The sequence below is a fragment of the Fictibacillus terranigra genome (genome assembly GCF_030412265.1).
GTDB classification, from domain to species: Bacteria; Bacillota; Bacilli; order Bacillales; family Fictibacillaceae; genus Fictibacillus_C; species Fictibacillus_C terrinigri.
On the sequence record NZ_JAUHLN010000002.1, the window covers coordinates 816,074 to 833,589 of the forward strand.

Below are 17,516 nucleotides of genomic sequence, written 5' to 3' on the forward strand. Positions count from 1 at the left end.
AAGAATAAAATCGTATTCAACCCAATGACAAAGGAGTGGATGAAAATATGAGCGACCAGCAAGGAAGAAAAATTGACCCGCCCGCACAGCACCAGGATCGCCAGCCGGGAACTGAAACAGAAATGAGTCCGGCCCCTCAATCACAGACGAAAGCCTACAAAGGGAGCGGAAAGCTGAAAGGAAAAGCTGCCCTGGTGACTGGGGGCGACAGCGGGATCGGAAAAGCAGCCGCTATCGCCTATGCAAAAGAAGGGGCAGATGTGGCAATCATCTATCTCGACGAACAAAAAGACGCGGAAGAAACAAAGTCTTTAATCGAACAAGAAGGGGTACGCTGCCTGCTATACTCCGGTGATATCGGAGACGAAAACTTCTGTAAAGATGCAGTGGAGAAAACAGTGGCTGAGTTTGGAAGGCTTGACATTCTCGTAAACAATGCTGGTGAACAGCATCCGCAGAACAGCATCGAAGATATTACGGCTGAACAGCTGGAAAGAACGTTCCGCACGAACATCTTTTCCATGTTTCATCTGACAAAAGCGGCGATAAAACATTTTAAAGCCGGAAGCTCGATCATTAATACAGCTTCCATTACTGCTTATAAAGGCCATCCCAAGCTGATCGACTACTCCTCGACAAAAGGAGCGATCGTATCGTTTACACGGGCATTGTCCAATTCAATTGTTGAAAAAGGAATCCGGGTGAATGCTATAGCCCCAGGTCCAATATGGACGCCGTTGATCCCGTCAACCTTTACGGCAGACGAAGTGGATGTTTTCGGAAAGGACTCACCTATGAAACGCCCGGGGCAGCCGGACGAATTGGCACCTGCCTATGTGTATTTGGCAAGTGATGACTCTTCTTATGTTTCAGGGCAAACCATTCACATTAACGGTGGGACAGTGGTAAACGGATAGTTTTGAAAAGCCGATCTGCATCGGCTTTTTTTATTTGGATAAAAGAGCAGGCAATTGTCACACACTAAGAAAAGAACGCTAGGAAAGGGTGTATGACATTGCATACCATGTGGAAGGGCAGCATTAGCTTTGGACTCGTAAATATTCCAATTAAACTGTTTGCTGCAACCGAAGACAAAGATATTAAAATGAGATATCTTCATAAAAAATGCCATAATCCGATAAAATATGAAAAATCCTGTCCGGTTTGTGACGAGCATGTGGAACAGGAAGACATCGTTAAAGGGTATGAATACGAGCCCGGAAAATTTGTGCTCGTAGAAAAAGAAGACCTCGACAAAATCGCCGGATTGAAAAATAAAGCGATTGAAATCATTGATTTCGTTTCTTTGGAAGAGATCGATCCGATTTACTTTAACCGTTCCTATTTCATCGGACCGGGAGAAAACGGAGGAAAGCCATTCACTTTATTGAAAGAGGCCATGAAAGAAAGCGGAAAGATCGGACTAGCCAAAATTACCATCCGCTCTAAAGAGAGCTTAGCTGCTGTAAGAGTTTATGATAAAGGGCTTGTTATGGAAACGATCTATTATCCCGATGAAGTCCGGAATGTTGATCACGTTCCTGGACTGGATGAAGATATACAAGTGAATGACAAAGAACTTGAAATGGCTAAACAATTAATCGAACAACTTTCTACTGCGTTCGAACCTGAAAAATATAAAGATGAATACAGGGAAGCGCTTCTGAACATCATACAAAGCAAGATTTCTGGCGAGGAGATTAAAGTATCTGAAGAACGTCCACGGACCAATGTGGTCGACTTGATGGAAGCATTACAGGCGAGTATCGACCAGTCGAAGACAGGAGAAACAAAACCTAAAACAACGGCCAAAAAGGCCAAACCAAAGAAAAAGAAAGCCTAACAGAAAATGCAACTGCCGTTCAAACCAATGCTCGCTTCCTTAGCAAGTGATCTGCCTGACGGGCACGATTGGATTTTTGAAATAAAATACGACGGTTATCGCTGCATTGCTTTATGGTCTGAATCTGGCGTTCAGCTGTTCAGCAGAAACGGTCATTCATTCAATCATTCTTTTCCTGAGGTTGTTAATGCGTTCATGGTGAAGACCGAGCAGATGAAGCCTTTTTTACCGCTCGTTTTAGATGGTGAACTATGTATATTGGAGTCCCCCTATAAAGCATCATTTGAAGCCTTGCAGAAAAGAGGAAGACTTAAAGAGGGTCAGAGAATTAAAAAGGCCGCGGTCGACCGCCCTTCCACTTACCTTGTTTTTGATGTATTGAGTGAAAGAGGAGTCCAGATCACCGAAGTTCCCTTGAAGGAGCGGAAGAAAAAACTCAAAGAGATTTTTAAAACACTTGCCACAGCAGAAAATAAGGCGGGCAAACCGTTGGCTTGTATTGATTTTCATTCCAACGGCAGTGAGTACTGGGAGCTTGCACAAAAACAGCACAGCGAGGGCTTGATTGCGAAAAGGTGCAAAAGCAAATATATACCTGGAGTACGTACAGACCAATGGGTAAAAATAAAAAATCCGAAGAGCGGAGTATTTTTTATTACTGCCTACGATAAAAATAATGGCTATTTTCATGTCGGTGCACTACGTGATGGCAAGACGGTTTCAGCCGGACTTTTTTCACACGGGCTGACTCCGGAAGAACGCAGTGTGCTAATTGAGATAATTAAAAAGAATAAAACAGGGGAAGACCGTAACTTTATCATCGTTACACCTTCCATTTGTGTGGAACTGCAGTATTTAGAGCTGTATAAGGATCAGTTGAGACATCCCCGTTTTGTTGCTTTTCGTCTGGATGTCAGGTGGGAGGATTGCACATGGGAAAAAGCAGTCAGCAGCAAGAACTGAACATCAACGGTGTAAAAGTTGCCGTTACTTCTCCTGATAAGCCGCTATGGCCAAAGAAGGGATTAAAGAAGATCCACTATCTCGAATATTTAACACGTGTTGCCCCCTACCTGCTGCCCTTTTTAAGAAACCGTGCACTTACGGTGATCCGCTATCCGCACGGCGTGGACGATGAGCGCTTTTATCAGAAAAATTGCCCCGATTATGCACCTGACTTTATTGAGACCGTTCGGGAGGACCAGATTGACTATATTGTCTGCAACACCCTTCCATCCCTCCTATGGCTTGGAAATCAGCTGGCGTTCGAGCTTCATATCCCCTTTCGTAAGAATGGCACCTCAAGACCATCCGAAATCGTGATGGACCTTGATCCTCCATCCAGGGATGAGTTTGTGCTTTCAGTGGAAGCTGCTCTTCTTATAAAAGAAGTCTGTGACAAACTAAAGCTGAAGGCATTTGTGAAAACGAGCGGGAACAAAGGGCTTCAAGTGTATGTTCCATTGCCAGAAAATGAATATACCTTTGATGATACGAGAAGGTTTACCCAGTTTCTCGCTCAATTCCTTATCACAAAAGAACCCGGGTGGTTTACGATCGAGCGTCTGAAAAAGAACCGTGGAAACAAATGCTATATCGATTTCATTCAGCATGCAGAAGGCAAAACAATCATCGCTCCCTATTCTGTTCGGGGGAACGAAGAGGCACTTGTCGCTACGCCGCTTTGGTGGGATGAATTAGAAAGAGACCTTCGTCCCGAAGCCTTTCCGTTAGATACCATCCAGCAGCGGCTTGAAAAAACAGGCGATCCTTTTGCTGAATTCGAAGAGACAAAGTCCGTGCAGCGCTTCGATCCCGTTCTTGATTGGCTGAAAGAGCAAAAACTGTGAATCATAAAAAGCTCCGGCATCAGCCAGAGCTTTCATTATTTGCTTATTTAGTATGGAATACCCGGACCTCGAACGGTTGAAGTTCACTGTTATCCAGTCCTTTTCCATCGAACTCATACTTCGGAACAAGGAGTTTTTGCAAACGTTTGTCCTGCCGCCGATTCCATGGTATACGATTACATAACTAATAAGCAACTGGTATTTAAAGAAACAGCCTGGTTTATAAACTCTAAACCGGCTGTTTCGCTTTCCCTTATATGGTTTTCTCCTTTGGAGCGGAGAGTGCCATACAAGATTGCCTTTCGACAAGCTTGTATGGTACTGCTATCCTTCTAGGTGTGAGATCCGGCTTTGCAATAAGATCCATAAGACAATCCGCAGCCTCATATCCCAGTTGAAAAATATTGATGTCCACCGAAGTTAATGCAGGTGTTGAGAAGTCTGCGAGCATCACATTGTTAAAGCTCAGCACGGATATATCATAGGGAACAGAGATGTTCATTTCGCTTAATGTACTGAGAACCCCGAACGCCATCAAATCATCCATGACGAGGAGAGCAGTCGGCGGTTCCTCCAATGCCATCAGTTTTCTGATGGCTTCCTGGCCGCCTTCTTTTAAGAATTCTTCATGGATAATGTATTCGTCACGATAAGGGATGTGGTGGATTCTCAACGATTTTTCATAGCCAAGAAGACGGTCGATGGTTACGACCAAATGTGAGCTTCCCCCAACAAATCCTATCTTATCGTGCCCGAGGGAGATTAAATAGTCTGTCATCTCTCTTGCTGCTTTGAAATTATCATTATCAATGTGTGTAATGGCGTCTTCATTCTTAAACGGCTTACCGATCACAGTAAATGGAAACTTCTTTTCAATGAGATAGTTCATTACCTTGTCATCTACACTGGAATACAAGAGGATGATCCCGTCTACTCTTCCGCCCTGAACCATGCGAACGACACCATCATGAATTTCATCTTCTGTCTGGCCCGTGGACATGAACAGTGCGTATTCCTTTTCATGCACGATCGTACTGATTCCGCGGATCACTTCAGGGAAAAATGGATTTTGAAAGGCCTTGTCAGCAGAGCCTGGCATTACGAGACCAATGGCTTGTGTGGAGCGGTTCGCCAGACTTCTTGCATTGAAATTAGGATGATACCCTAGATGCTCCATCGCTTCTCTTACTCTATGCTTCGTTTTTTCAGAAATTCTTGGATTGTTGGCTATGACCCGGGAAACGGTGGATGGAGCTACATTTGCCAGTTTTGCTACATCTTTAATCGTAACGGTCATCATCATCCTCCTCTCTTGTTTTATCATGCTGCAGCATTCATTCAATAGCTGCAGTATGATTGCGTTTTCACCGCTGCTTTCGTCGCTAAGCTCTATTTTAATCAAATCTTTTGAAAAAGAACAGCTGAGATTGATTTCTGCGAATGGATTCCTTACATATGCATAACGATCGCCAAAGTCATCGCCAGATGCTCCCAAAAGCCCGCCTCTTCATTCCAGTATAGGTGGATTCATCCATTAATAAACCACATCCATTGTCAAGATCTATATGGCACCTGGTATATTCATGTTAGCCTTTGGTACCTCCTGCCGTCAGCCCAGAAACGAAGAAACGCTGCAACGAAAGGAACAAGAGTCCGATCGGTATCGCGATTAAAACCGATCCAGCTGCAAATAGCGTAAAGGAATTGCCAAACTCATCGGATACCATATTGAATAGACCAACAGCCAATGTCTTTTTCTCATCTGACTGAAGCAAGATGGATGCCAGGATAAAATCTGCAAATGGCGAGATGAAGCTGAATAAAGCAACTACAGCCAGGATTGGCTTCGCGAGAGGAAGAATGATCTGCCAAAAGATACGGAAATGTCCCGCGCCATCGATGCGTGCAGATTCATCCAGTTCTCTTGGGATCGTGTCAAAGTAACCTTTTGCCAGCCAGGTGTTCATGGGGATTAATCCGCCAACATATACCAGAACAAGACCGAAATGCGTGTCAAGCAGCCCCACTAGGTTCACCAGAATATAGATTGCAAGAATCGCTACGAACTGAGGAATCATTTGTAATACAAGAAATAGGAGCAAACCATTTTTGCGTCCGAAGAAACGGTAGCGGGAAAATGCATAGGCTGTCAGCCCGATAAAAATAACGGAAAGAATCATGGTGCTGATACAAATCTTCAATGTGTTCCAATACCAGGTTAAATATTGTGTTTTTGTAAACAGGTCTTTATAATGCAGCAATGTTGCATTCTGAGGGATAATGGTGGAACTCGTTAAGCTGTCCCCGGGATTCATTGATGAACCAATCACCCAGAGGATCGGATAGATCACGATAGTAATTGCAGCCAGAAGGACCAGATAAGACAGGGTGAGACGTATTATTTTTTCTTGCTTTATGCTCATCTGCATCACATTCCTTCCTCTTTAAATGCTTTGGTCCGCTTAAAGTTAATCAGCGCAACAGTAACGATAACTACAGAAAGCAGAACGGTAACAGCTGCGGCTTTGCTGTACTGTGCAGAGGTCATGGTCAGATTGTAAATCCATGAAATTAGAATATCTGTTCCTCCCGCACTTTGTCCGGCAACGGCAGGGCCACCCTCGTTAAAGAGATAAATAACGTTAAAATTGTTAAAGTTGAACGTATACTGTGTAATGATAATCGGTGCGGTAGCAGCCAAAATCATCGGAAGTGTAATCGATTTGAACTTATCCCAAACCGTCGCGCCATCGACGGTCGCTGCCTCATACAATTCCTCAGGAATAGATTGGAGCACTCCTGTTGTCATCGCCATGATGAACGGGAAGCCAAGCCAAGTCTGGATGAAGATGATTGCAACTTTCGTCCATTGCGGATCGGTGAGCCACGGTATGGGATCGATTCCAAAGGCTGCCAGAATATCGTTGTTAATTGCTCCGAACGAGTCGTTAAACATTCCACTGAACACAAGTATGGAAACAAAAGCCGGCACTGCCCAAGGAAGAATTAACAGTGTCCGAATGATTCCTTTGAATTTAAGGTCCTTCTGATTAATAATAACCGCAAGAAAAATTCCTGCTGCTACCTGCAGCGTAGTCGCTGTAAATGTCCAGATAATCGTCCAGGCGAATACAGAAACAAATGTATTTCTCCAGATATCCATCGTAAACATTTCGGTGAAGTTTTGAATTCCTACCCAGTCTACAAGCCTGGCAGGCGGTGAATGGTACAAATCATAGTTTGTAAACGAAAGGAACACCATGAACAGAATAGGAAACACAACCACAAAGATCAGGATAAAAAATCCAGGTCCTGCTAAAAGATAGGGGAATCCCTTATCGATCACATTTTGATATTGTTCTTTAATGCTTGTGACCGCAAAGCCCTGATCTCTCTTCTTGCCATTTTGAAACGCATCGTAAATGTTAAACACATAAAAAACGATGCCGAAGCCGATCACGATAAATGCGATGACCCCTTGTACGAGAAGGATGATGGAATGGTCTCGCGGAAGTTCGGTCCCGAGGGTAAAGAATCCCCACAGCCCCATGTTCAGCAGATTGCCAAAAACGATGAAATAGGACGCTGCAAGGATAAGGAATATAGCCCCTTTGATTCTTTGTTTATTGTATAGCTGGCCGATCCCAGGAATGATAGAGAGCAAGGCCGCGGTTTTTCGATGATTGGATTGATATGCTAACGCCTCCATGCTGTAGGCTGTCCCCTTTCTCATACACGTGCTATAGATGCATCTTCCAATGTCTGATTTTCAGATATTAGAAGATGCACCTATAGTGAAAGCAGTACCCGGAAGTTACCGGGTACCGCCTTCCTCTATATTATTTATCGGTGTGTTTTGCCTTAATGTTCTGCTCGATCGTTTTGGATGCGTCTTCCAATGCTTTCTTGGAATCTTGTTTGCCTGTGGCAGCAAGCTGCAGCGCGTTCCCTGCAGGCACCCAAACTTCGGCCATTTCAGGTACGTTTGGCATTGGAACACCTCGTTCTGATTGAAGGGCAACTGCTTTTGCTGCTTCGTTGTCAGCAATGATCGGATCTTTCATTAGAGCTTTGATCGGAGGGATCTCCTGAGTTTTTTCGTAGCGGATTTTCGCGTTCTCCTCGTTTGTGATCCACTCTACGAATTTTTGAGCCCATTTTTTGTGCTCAGAATACGCACTTACGTTCCAGCCTTTAACACCGATGAATGTTTTAACATACTCACCGTTAGGAAGCTTCGGCATTGGTGCAACACCAATATCGATCCCTGCATCTTTATAGCCTTGGAAAGACCAAGGTCCGTTCATTACAGAAGCGACTTTCTTTTCATTGAATAGACCATCGATGGTTTGACCTGCTTTTTTGCCGATGATACCTTTAGGGAATAATCCTTCTTTGTACCATTTAGAAATGTAATCCGCACCTTCAAGAGAGCCATTGTTTGTTAAACCAAGATTTTTCGTATCCAGTGTTCCATTATTGTCTTTAAAGACATAGCCGCCGAAACCGCTCAGGATGCCGTGAGCGAAATAGAAATCTGTCCAGTTCGCCAAGAAACCGTATGGTGCTCCGCCTTTTCCGCCTTTAGAGAACGTATAGACATCATCGAAGGTGGCAGGCGCTTGTTTCATGTATTTTTTATTGTAGATGAAAACCGGTGTTTCTGTGGATTTAGGAAGACCATAGAGCTTTCCTTTAAATGTTAAAGCTGAGATTGAAGAATCCGTATATTGGCTGGTAATATCATCCGAGACATTTAGAGGTGCAATCAGACCTTCAGTAGCCAAAGGCCCTACACGGTCATGAGGGGTAGTGATAACGTCCGCCCCTTTGTGTGTCGGTCCGTCAAGACGAAGTTTATCCTGCTGATCCAGCATCGGCATTTCTTTGAATTGAATTTTAATTCCGTATTTTTTTTCAAAGCTTTTCGCAGCTGGTTCAAGGCCGACACTTTTATCTGTATCTTCCCAGACTACTAATTTATCCGGTTTTCCCTCTGCCTTTCCTTGATTGTTGCTGCCTCCGCTTGTGTCCTTTGGACCACAGGCAGAAAGAACACCAAAAGCAAGCACTGGCGTTAACATATAGGCCATCAACTTTTTCATTTTTGTTCCCCCTATTTGGTTTAAGATCTTGAACAACCGTTTGCACAACTCACTCAAAAAAAATCAGGCCGTCGCCTAAAGTACGTTGTGAAAACGCTTGCATCAATACTTTAATTTCATTATACCTGCCTTTTTATTTTTGACAACACTTTTTATTCGCTATTATAAAACGCTTTCAGCAAGTTATTCGTTGACATCAATTGCAAAATATACTAAATTAATGGTGAAATCATCGCATCGGGGCAATGCTACCTCAGGTACAACCTCCAAAAAGAGTTTGTGCCTTTTTTGTATGCGGAGCGCGCAACCGATTGCAGTTATTAAGTCAGGAGTGATGATATGCAGAAAGAAGTCCTGTATCACAGACCAAAGAATAACTTTGCCTATGCTTATGACGAAAAAACACTTCACATTCGTCTGCGGACGAAAAAAGATGATGTGCAGTCGGTAGAGCTCATCTATGGCGATCCATATGATTGGAAAGATGGAACCTGGCAGATAAAAAAAAGTAAGATGATCAAATCCGGTTCCGATCAATGGTTTGATTATTACATGGCTGAAGTGACTCCTGAGTATAGAAGGCTTCGCTATGGATTTGTACTGATGAACGATAATGAAAAACTTGTCTTTACGGAAAAAGGTTTTTATGAAGAAGCTCCAACTGACGATACAGCGTACTACTTCTGCTTTCCCTTTCTGAACAAATCAGATGTGTTCACGGCACCCGATTGGGTAAGAAATACGGTCTGGTATCAAATCTTCCCTGAACGATTTGCGAATGGCGACCTTGCCAATGACCCTGAAGGAGCACTCCCATGGGGTTCTGCTGAACCTACACCTGGAAACTTTTTCGGCGGGGACTTCGAGGGTGTTATTCAGCATTTGGACCACCTTTCGAACCTCGGAATTACCGGCATCTATTTCACCCCTATTTTCAAAGCGAAATCGAATCATAAGTATGACACGATTGATTATTTTGAAATCGATCCTCAGTTTGGAACAAAAGAAACGTTCCGCCGATTGGTTGATGCTTGCCATGAAAAAGGCATAAAAGTCATGCTGGACGCCGTGTTTAATCATAGCGGCTTCTATTTTGGCCCCTTTCAGGATGTTCTGATAAACCAAGAAAACTCACCATATAAAAATTGGTTCCACCTTCATGGATTTCCAGTAGTTACAGAGCCGAAACCGAATTATGACACGTTCGCCTTTGAAAAGAGCATGCCGAAGCTGAATACGGAAAATCCTGAGGTGAAAGATTATTTATTGAAAGTAGCCCGCTATTGGGTGGAAGAATTTAATATTGACGGCTGGCGCCTGGATGTTGCCAACGAAGTGGATCATCAGTTCTGGCGTGAGTTCCGCAGGACGGTGAAGAGTGTAAAACCTGAAGTGTATATCCTCGGAGAAATCTGGCATGATTCCATGCCCTGGCTGCAAGGAGATCAGTTTGATGCAGTAATGAACTATCCTTTTACTTCAGCCGCCCTGGATTTTTTTGCAAAAGAGAAAATCACGGCAATCGATTTTGCTGACAGGATGACGAACGTTCTGCAGTCCTATCCGGACAACGTCAATAAAGTTTCTTTTAATCTTCTCGGTTCTCATGACACACCAAGGGTATTGACCGTTGCCAAGCAAAATAAGGAAAGAGTCCGTCAATTGTACGCACTCATGCTCTCCTTCCCTGGAACTCCCTGCATCTATTATGGAGATGAAGTTGGCATGACAGGCGAGATGGATCCCGGCTGCCGAAAGTGCATGGAGTGGGATGAGGAAAAACAGGACCGCTCCTTATTTGAAGATATTCACAAATTGATCAGGTTAAGATCTGATCATCCTGCTTTTGGAAATGATGGATCGCTCTCTTTTATAAAAACAAGCAATACACCTGGAATGCTTGCTTTTAAAAAGACATCTTCGGATGAAACCCTTTTATTTGCTTTTAATACAGAGAGCCAATCCATAATACTTGAAAAAGCACTTTTTGAAGGATTCCCAAATACGATTAACCTTTGGACAGGTGAAATCATCTCCCCGGAACTCGCAGTTGTGAAATCCAATGATTTTATCATTTTAAAATTACGTTAATAATCACTCGATCTGTAAAGTGCCTCATGGACTTTTGCTCCTGGCATGAGTTCATGATGGCTCTTTAAGTTTTAAGCTTATAGATAGGACTTTACATCACCGCGACATTAGCTTTCCATTTGATCAGGTTATAGGGTTAGTTCCAATCGATGTCAGTCTCATCCACCCAGTTTCAAGTTGAGTTTTCAACCGTTTTTATGAGTTAAAAGAAACCGCGGAACACGTTCCGCGGTTTGTTTATTAATCCACAATATTGATCTTATAGTCTTTCAGCCACGTATCGATCTGTGAGAGATGTGCCATGAGCTGCGGGCCGGTCATAAGCTGCCCGAACCAAGGAACTTTAAATGCTTCGCCGTTTGTATCAATAATCTCCTGAACTTTATTTTTCTTCATCAGTTCCAGAATAGGTGAACTCTTCTTATCGACGATCGACTGAAGCCATTCTTTCACACTTTGTGTATAGTTCGGGTTATGTGTTTTCGGATAAGGACTTTTCTTTCGGTAAAGAACTTCATGCGGGAGAATTCCCGTCAACGCTTTTCTCAGGAGCCCCTTTTCCCGGCCTTCGAGCATTTTCATCTCCCATGGTATATTCCAGGCATATTCAACGATTCGATGGTCAGCAAACGGCACCCTGACTTCCAGGCTCGCCCCCATGCTCATCCGGTCCTTACGATCGAGCAATGTCGTCATAAACCAGATCATGTTTAAGTAAAAAATCTCACGCCGCTTTGCTTCCATTCCTGATTCTCCATCAAGTCTTGGCATTTCAGCAAGCGATTCATGGTAACGTTGTTTTACATAGGATGATAGATTAAGTTTGTTCTTCCAATGATCATGCAATAGATCTTCCCGTTCCTCTGTTGAACTCATCCATGGGAAAAGAGGGCGGTTCATGACTTCAGGTTTATGAAACCATGGATAACCGCCAAAGATTTCATCTGCACATTCACCTGAAAGGGCTACAGTAGACTGCTCTTTAATCAGCCGGCAGAACCATATTAATGAAGAGTCTACATCTGCCATCCCCGGGAGGTCTCTTACTGTGACGGCTTCCCTTAGGTGATTAACGAGCAGCTCTGTATCGATCACACAGCTGTGATGGACCGAGCCAGTCGCCTCCACCATTTTTTGTATATAAGGACCGTCGGCATTCGGCTGAAAGTCACTCGCTTGAAAATATTTATCGTTATCTACATAATCAATACTAAATGTATGGAGCGGTCCTCTCTTCTCTGTTTTAAAGTGTTCAGCCGCGATTGCTGAGATTACGCTTGAATCCAGTCCTCCCGATAAAAAAGTACAAACCGGCACATCAGCCACGAGCTGCCGCTGAACGGCATCGACAACAAGCCCTCTTACATTGGCTACTGTTTCGTCAAGCGTATGAGAATGGCATTCACTTTTAACGTTCCAATACCGCCACAGTGTTTTGCCGTTCCTATCAAACGTTAACGCATGGCCCGGCCTAAGTTCACTGATACCTTTAAACACGCCATGGCCTGGTGTTCTGGATGGCCCCAGCCCCAAAACCTCTTGAAGCCCTTCTCTCTCCAGTTCCGCTTTTATTTCCGGATGGGCCAGTATTGCCTTTAATTCTGAGCCGAACAGAAGACGCCCTCCCGCTATAGAGTAAAAGAGGGGTTTAACTCCAAGCCGGTCCCGTGCTAAAAACACCTTTTCCTTTTTCGAATCCCAGATTGCAAAAGCAAAGATTCCATTAAAGTGATCGATGCAGCTCTCGCCCCATTCCAAGTAGGAAACAAGCAGCACTTCTGTGTCTGAATGTCCTTCAAAGCGGTATCCTTTTTTCAGCAGTTCTTTTCTTAAGTCCTCCGTGTTGTATAGCTCCCCGTTATAACATAAAGTACATGCCGCGTTCCCGGCACCTCTTGTCATCGGCTGTGCGCCGCCCTCAAGATCCACGACTGCCAGCCTTGCGTGGCCGAAGCCGGCATGTGTCCGGCTCCATACGTTTAAAGCATCCGGACCGCGCTTCGATAAGGTTGCTGCCATTTTAATTAGTGTTTTATTCTCTTGTGAAACGTCGTGCTCCCAGTCTACCCACCCTGTTATCCCGCACACAGTCATCATCCTTTCCTTTACGGATGCTGTTTCATCCTTCCATAAGTGCCCAATACTTACTTTATGCAGGTAAGTAATAATGGTTCACGGTATAGGATAGGGAACAATGCACAATTGAAAAGCTAGCAAGCTAGCATGTATAATGAGATATATTCTAATGATCGCAGGTGAAGATATGCCTCAATCCAAAGCTTTTCGTTTCGGTTATGCTATTCTGCTTGTCTTTTTAATCATTTTGGCAGGAACAAAAATAAGTTTTGTGTTCCGTCCCTTTGTCGTGCTTGTTCAAACTTTGTTTTTCCCTTTTTTGCTTGCCGGTGTTCTCTATTATCTGTTCAGGCCGATCGTTACTTTTCTTCATGCAAGAAAAGTACCGAAAACATTGTCCATACTGCTGATTTATTTAGCAGCCATCGGACTGTTCGTTCTCTTGTTTTACTCCATCGGCCCTGTTCTTCAGCATCAGGTTAACAGCCTGATCAAGAATACACCGTTTCTTATGGATGCGATCCGTACAAAAGTGGCTGAACTGCAAAACAATGAATGGATCAGCCGTTTTCAGGAAAACAGCCAGTTCAGTATGAATGACCTCTCTGATAAGATTACGAAATACCTTTCAAAAAGTGCAGCTACAATCGGCACGAGCGTCACCAATTTTATTAGTGTAATCACAAGTATTATTATGGTTTTCGTTACGGTCCCTTTTATCTTGTACTACATGCTGAAGGAGGGAGAAAAAGCTCCTCGTATGGTGCTCCGTCTCCTGCAGCCGGCACAGAGAAAAAACGGCATTAAAATCCTTGCTGATATGGATATGGCATTAAGTTCATATATTCAAGGGCAGATTCTTGTCAGTGTATGTGTAGGAATTCTTCTCTATATCGGCTATCTGATCATAGGGATTGACTATTCCCTTCTGCTTACTGTGATTGCGATGTTTACGAATGTAATCCCTTTTCTCGGCCCGATCATTGGTGTAATCCCCGCATTGATTGTTGCCGTGATTGATTCTCCATTTATGATTGTAAAAGTATTGATCGTTATGGTGATCGCTCAGCAGATCGAAGGCAACATCATTTCCCCTCAGGTGATGGGAAAGAAGCTGGATATTCACCCGCTTACCATCATATCGATCCTTCTCGTTGCAGGAAGCCTTGGTGGATTGCTTGGATTGATACTCGCTGTTCCCGTTTATGCCGTGCTCAAGGTCATCGTCCTTCACACCTACAGCCTCATTAAGCTGCGCACAGAGCAATCGGGCGAACAGCAGCCAGAAGAAGATAAGATTATTTCATAAACAAATGACGTGCTGGTTCAGCACGTCATTTGTTTTGTTTTGCGGTTCTCCTGTATTTAAAAAAATTGCAGCATGGGAACATCCCTTGCTGCAGTTTGCTACCATTATTTAACTTGAGCTTCCTGTTTCTCGTAGATCGGCACCCAGCCTTCTTTTGATTTAAAGATGCGTACGGCTACAACTTTGCGATCATTCATGAGCGTAAAGTAATGGCGATAATTTTCGGGAACAGAGATAAGATCCCCCGGCTCAAGCTCTACGTCAAAAAATCTGCCCTCCGGCCCTTCAATGGCAAAGATCCCATGCCCGCTTACAATGAACCGTACTTCGTCATCCGAGTGGTGGTGTTCAGCCAAAAAGTTTTTCAAAAGTTCATCAAGATTGGGTGTCTCCGGTGACAGCGCAATGATGTCTTCGGTGACGTATCCTCTTCTTTCTGATAGATCATCAATCTCTTTTCTGAAGACCTGGATAATTTCATCTTTCTCTTCATCACTTAGAGAGTAGTTTTCTTTCAGGTGAGAAGGAAGTTTTTCAATGTCCCACTTTTCGTAAATGACTCCCTGGCTTTCAAGGTATTGGCTGACCTTCTCAAGCTCTTCATATCTTTCATTGTTGTCATGAAAACGTAATTGTGCCATTTGGAATCCCCCTATGCTTTATCAATTTTTATATAAGTGATGGTTGTCCATCGTGAAGCTTCTGCAGCGATTTCAATTTAATATGATAGGAAAATAGAAACTCTAATGCTTCCAGGTGTTTTTTCGCTTCAAATCCCGACCTTCCCCACACGGTGATGCCGTGGTTCCTGATAAGGACCGCTCTTGTATCAGGACCGATCACTGTTCCAAAGCATTCCGCCAAAGTTTTAAGATCGGCATAGTTCTCAATAATGGGAACCGTAATTGCACCGTCTTCTTCCCAAATGTTAAAGGCTTTTATCAGTTCCTGCCCCCTGAAGGTAATTTGACCTTCGTCTCCATACAGTTCTGAAATCACATTATTGTCTACTGTATGAACATGAAGACAGCAGCCCGCATCGGTCAGCTGGTAAACTTTTGCATGAAGACCGGTTTCTGCGGAGGCACGGAGATGCGTTGGATCAACCGCTATCCCTTCTGCATCTACCAAAAGAAAATCCTCATTCGTTCTTCTGCGTTTATCCTTGCCGCTTGCGGTAACTAAAAAATTCAACGGATCATCGCTCACTTTTATGGACAAGTTTCCACTTGTTCCAGGAAACCAGTCCCTAAGCGCCAATTCATCCTTAACATCAGCCAGTTCTGTCCACAGTGCTTCAAGCGTACTCAAATTGTCACTTCCTTTTTCTCGAGAAACTCAATGATTTCATAAAAAGTAGAGAAGGGAATAAAAGGAATATGGTGTTCTTTACATTTCTCGATCAAATAATCCCTCGCAAACACTTTGTCCGCAATCTTGGCAGCTTGAAGATCTGTGATTGAATCCCCAACTACAATTTTTTCGTAGGAAGAGGAATCAAAGCCTCTCAGTATAGTAGGCTTACAGCAGCCGCAATCATTATTGCAGCCTGAATCACACGAGTGCGGCCAAAGGATCTGTATTTTCTCCCCTTGAAAACTGCTTCCGTTGCAATAAATCTGCTCTTTGTTAATGATTCCGTTGAGCATAGGGTATACGAAAAAATCAATGCCACCGCTGACAATATATAAGGGAATGTTATTTTCCTTCGTATAAGCAACAAAGTCTTTAAATCCTTCACGCAGTTTTGCTGTAGAGAGAACATAGTCCGCGATCTCATTTTTCTTATTCGAAGGAATAAGGGAAAAGAGTTTACCCACTCCTTCGCGAATGGAGATCTCCTGATTGAGAATTTGATCCTTTGTATATTCCCAGCCCCTAGGAGCAAAATTTTTCATAATATCGATGATGTTATCTTTTTCTGTGATGGTACCATCAAAATCACAAAATATTATTTTCCTCTTGCTCATGCTTTTACCAGCCCGCCCCATAGGTCCAGCGCCTGCTTTAACGGTTTGCTTTCCTGGCTGATCTGCTCAAGCGATTTGTTCAGAAGCAACCCATCGATGGCATCACGGAAAGCTCTTCCGCCTTCCACTGCTCCGCCAGGATGCCCGTGCACCCCGCCTCCAGCGTTAATGATGCATTCCACTCCAAAATCCTGCAATAAAAGAGGTGTTAAACCCGGATGAATTCCAGCTGAAGGGACAGGAAATGCGCCTTTCAGGTGAGGTTCTTTCTCTGTCAGCTCACCTGCAATGCCGATTGCATCTTCTTTGCGAAGAGCAACACTACCGTACGGTGAAGGGAACAAGACAAGATCCGCACCCGCTAGTCGGAGCAGTTTGCCGAGAAGCAGCCGGTTGGAGATCCCATAAAATTCTGATGGAGTAATCGCCCCGGATACAGCAGGATGAGCCATGATCGGAAGGCTGATGTCAGGATCTTCAGCCAGGCTTTGCAAAACATCAAGCCCGTAGGCGAATACGTTAAAGAGCAATGCACTTGCCCCAAGCTCCACCGCTTTTTTCGCCTTATCTTTCAGGTCATACGTTCGGCCAGTCAGATTTACGGCATAAAGTGTTTTATGTCCTGTCACTTGTTCTGTCTCCATTAATACCGCTTTAGCTGCTTTAATTCTTTCTTCAAAAGGGGTCAAGGGATTATCAAAAAGAATTTCATCATCCTTGACAAGATCTACTCCACCCAGTGCCTGTTCTCTTAACTGGTTCTTAAAATATTGGAGATCTCTCCCGATGACCCCCTTGAAAATACTCATAAGAAGAGGTCTTTCAAATACACCAAGCTGATTACGGACCCCTTCAATTCCAAAAGCCGGTCCGGGAAAAGCTGAAGCGAGCTGCCCGGAAAAATCCAGGTCGATCAGCTTTACTTCTCCATCCAGTGACAGTTTTCCAAAAACGGTAGTCAATATTGCGGGCAAGTCTGGTGTGAAGTTAGCCGCAGGATAGGCAATTTTAAGAAGCGCCTGTTTTCTGGGAGCGCCAAAATATTGATTGACCCTTTCATCCTCGGGCAATTCCGTAATTTCCACTACGTGTCCTTTATGGTTTCGCAGCTGCTCCTTTTGCAATTCTGGCAGATCCGTCCAAGAACCTACGGTTAATCCCAGTGCAATGCCTTCCGCTTTTTTCTCAAAGTTGCCTTTTGGATCATGAACCAGATAGGTTGCTGTTATTGTCGCCATGCTGAAATCCCTCCGAAAGCATAGATTTATTCCA

Annotated in this window: 15 protein-coding genes; 6 read left to right on the forward strand and 9 right to left on the reverse strand. The window is 43.8% G+C overall.

What is annotated here, in order from left to right; translation table 11 throughout:
- Positions 1-47 precede the first annotated feature (47 nt).
- From QYF49_RS12080 to ligD (QYF49_RS12095), 4 genes are all read left to right on the forward strand, one after another.
- Entirely contained in the window at positions 48-917 is an 870-nt protein-coding gene (locus QYF49_RS12080; RefSeq protein WP_290399841.1) for an SDR family oxidoreductase, read from the forward strand.
- Between the two features lie 98 nt (positions 918-1,015).
- Positions 1,016-1,843: a non-homologous end joining protein Ku gene (ku, locus tag QYF49_RS12085; RefSeq protein ID WP_290400432.1), complete on the forward strand. Its 828-nt coding sequence runs from the start codon at positions 1,016-1,018 to the stop codon at positions 1,841-1,843.
- Between the two features lie 6 nt (positions 1,844-1,849).
- Positions 1,850-2,806 (forward strand): non-homologous end-joining DNA ligase, encoded by a 957-nt coding sequence (gene ligD, locus QYF49_RS12090; RefSeq protein WP_290399842.1) that lies wholly within the window; start codon positions 1,850-1,852, stop codon positions 2,804-2,806.
- Complete coding sequence (ligD, locus tag QYF49_RS12095; protein WP_290399843.1) at positions 2,776-3,693, forward strand: non-homologous end-joining DNA ligase; 918 nt, start codon at positions 2,776-2,778, stop codon at positions 3,691-3,693. The genes ligD (QYF49_RS12090) and ligD (QYF49_RS12095) overlap by 31 nt, the downstream gene beginning before the upstream one ends.
- Positions 3,694-3,946: 253 nt before the next feature.
- Here the strand turns inward: ligD (QYF49_RS12095) and QYF49_RS12100 are convergent, their stop codons facing one another.
- From QYF49_RS12100 to QYF49_RS12115, 4 genes are all read right to left on the reverse strand, one after another.
- Entirely contained in the window at positions 3,947-4,990 is a 1,044-nt protein-coding gene (locus QYF49_RS12100) for a LacI family DNA-binding transcriptional regulator (RefSeq protein ID WP_290400433.1), read from the reverse strand.
- A gap of 289 nt (positions 4,991-5,279) precedes the next feature.
- Positions 5,280-6,116 (reverse strand): sugar ABC transporter permease, encoded by an 837-nt coding sequence (locus QYF49_RS12105; protein WP_290400434.1) that lies wholly within the window; start codon positions 6,114-6,116, stop codon positions 5,280-5,282.
- A gap of 5 nt (positions 6,117-6,121) precedes the next feature.
- On the reverse strand, positions 6,122-7,402 hold the full coding sequence (locus QYF49_RS12110; protein ID WP_290399844.1) for a carbohydrate ABC transporter permease: 1,281 nt from the start codon (positions 7,400-7,402) through the stop codon (positions 6,122-6,124).
- A 130-nt stretch (positions 7,403-7,532) separates the two neighbouring features.
- Positions 7,533-8,798 (reverse strand): extracellular solute-binding protein, encoded by a 1,266-nt coding sequence (locus QYF49_RS12115; protein WP_290399845.1) that lies wholly within the window; start codon positions 8,796-8,798, stop codon positions 7,533-7,535.
- A gap of 339 nt (positions 8,799-9,137) precedes the next feature.
- Here QYF49_RS12115 and QYF49_RS12120 point away from each other — a divergent pair, with 339 nt between their 5' ends.
- On the forward strand, positions 9,138-10,889 hold the full coding sequence (locus QYF49_RS12120) for a glycoside hydrolase family 13 protein (protein ID WP_290399846.1): 1,752 nt from the start codon (positions 9,138-9,140) through the stop codon (positions 10,887-10,889).
- A gap of 240 nt (positions 10,890-11,129) precedes the next feature.
- On the opposite strand, the gene asnB is transcribed toward QYF49_RS12120, so the two are convergent.
- A complete protein-coding gene (asnB, locus tag QYF49_RS12125) occupies positions 11,130-12,986 on the reverse strand; it encodes an asparagine synthase (glutamine-hydrolyzing) (RefSeq protein WP_290399847.1) in 1,857 nt (618 codons plus the stop codon).
- A 148-nt stretch (positions 12,987-13,134) separates the two neighbouring features.
- On the opposite strand from asnB, the gene QYF49_RS12130 reads away from it, so the two are divergent.
- Positions 13,135-14,274, forward strand: a complete 1,140-nt coding sequence (locus QYF49_RS12130) for an AI-2E family transporter (protein ID WP_290399848.1) — start codon at positions 13,135-13,137, stop codon at positions 14,272-14,274.
- Between the two features lie 104 nt (positions 14,275-14,378).
- Here the strand turns inward: QYF49_RS12130 and QYF49_RS12135 are convergent, their stop codons facing one another.
- Genes QYF49_RS12135 through mtnW form a run of 4 tightly spaced genes read right to left on the reverse strand, consistent with a single transcriptional unit; the run spans position 14,379 to position 17,482 of the window.
- A complete protein-coding gene (locus QYF49_RS12135) occupies positions 14,379-14,915 on the reverse strand; it encodes a 1,2-dihydroxy-3-keto-5-methylthiopentene dioxygenase (protein WP_290399849.1) in 537 nt (178 codons plus the stop codon).
- 28 nt (positions 14,916-14,943) lie between these two features.
- Entirely contained in the window at positions 14,944-15,585 is a 642-nt protein-coding gene (locus QYF49_RS12140) for a methylthioribulose 1-phosphate dehydratase (protein WP_290399850.1), read from the reverse strand.
- The gene (locus QYF49_RS12145) at positions 15,582-16,244 is read right to left on the reverse strand and encodes a 2-hydroxy-3-keto-5-methylthiopentenyl-1-phosphate phosphatase (RefSeq protein WP_290399851.1); all 663 of its coding nucleotides are present in this window, start codon (positions 16,242-16,244) and stop codon (positions 15,582-15,584) included. The genes QYF49_RS12140 and QYF49_RS12145 overlap by 4 nt, the downstream gene beginning before the upstream one ends.
- On the reverse strand, positions 16,241-17,482 hold the full coding sequence (gene mtnW / locus QYF49_RS12150; RefSeq protein WP_290399852.1) for a 2,3-diketo-5-methylthiopentyl-1-phosphate enolase: 1,242 nt from the start codon (positions 17,480-17,482) through the stop codon (positions 16,241-16,243). Before mtnW ends, QYF49_RS12145 begins: the two co-directional genes overlap by 4 nt.
- Between the last annotated feature and the right edge of the window lie 34 nt (positions 17,483-17,516).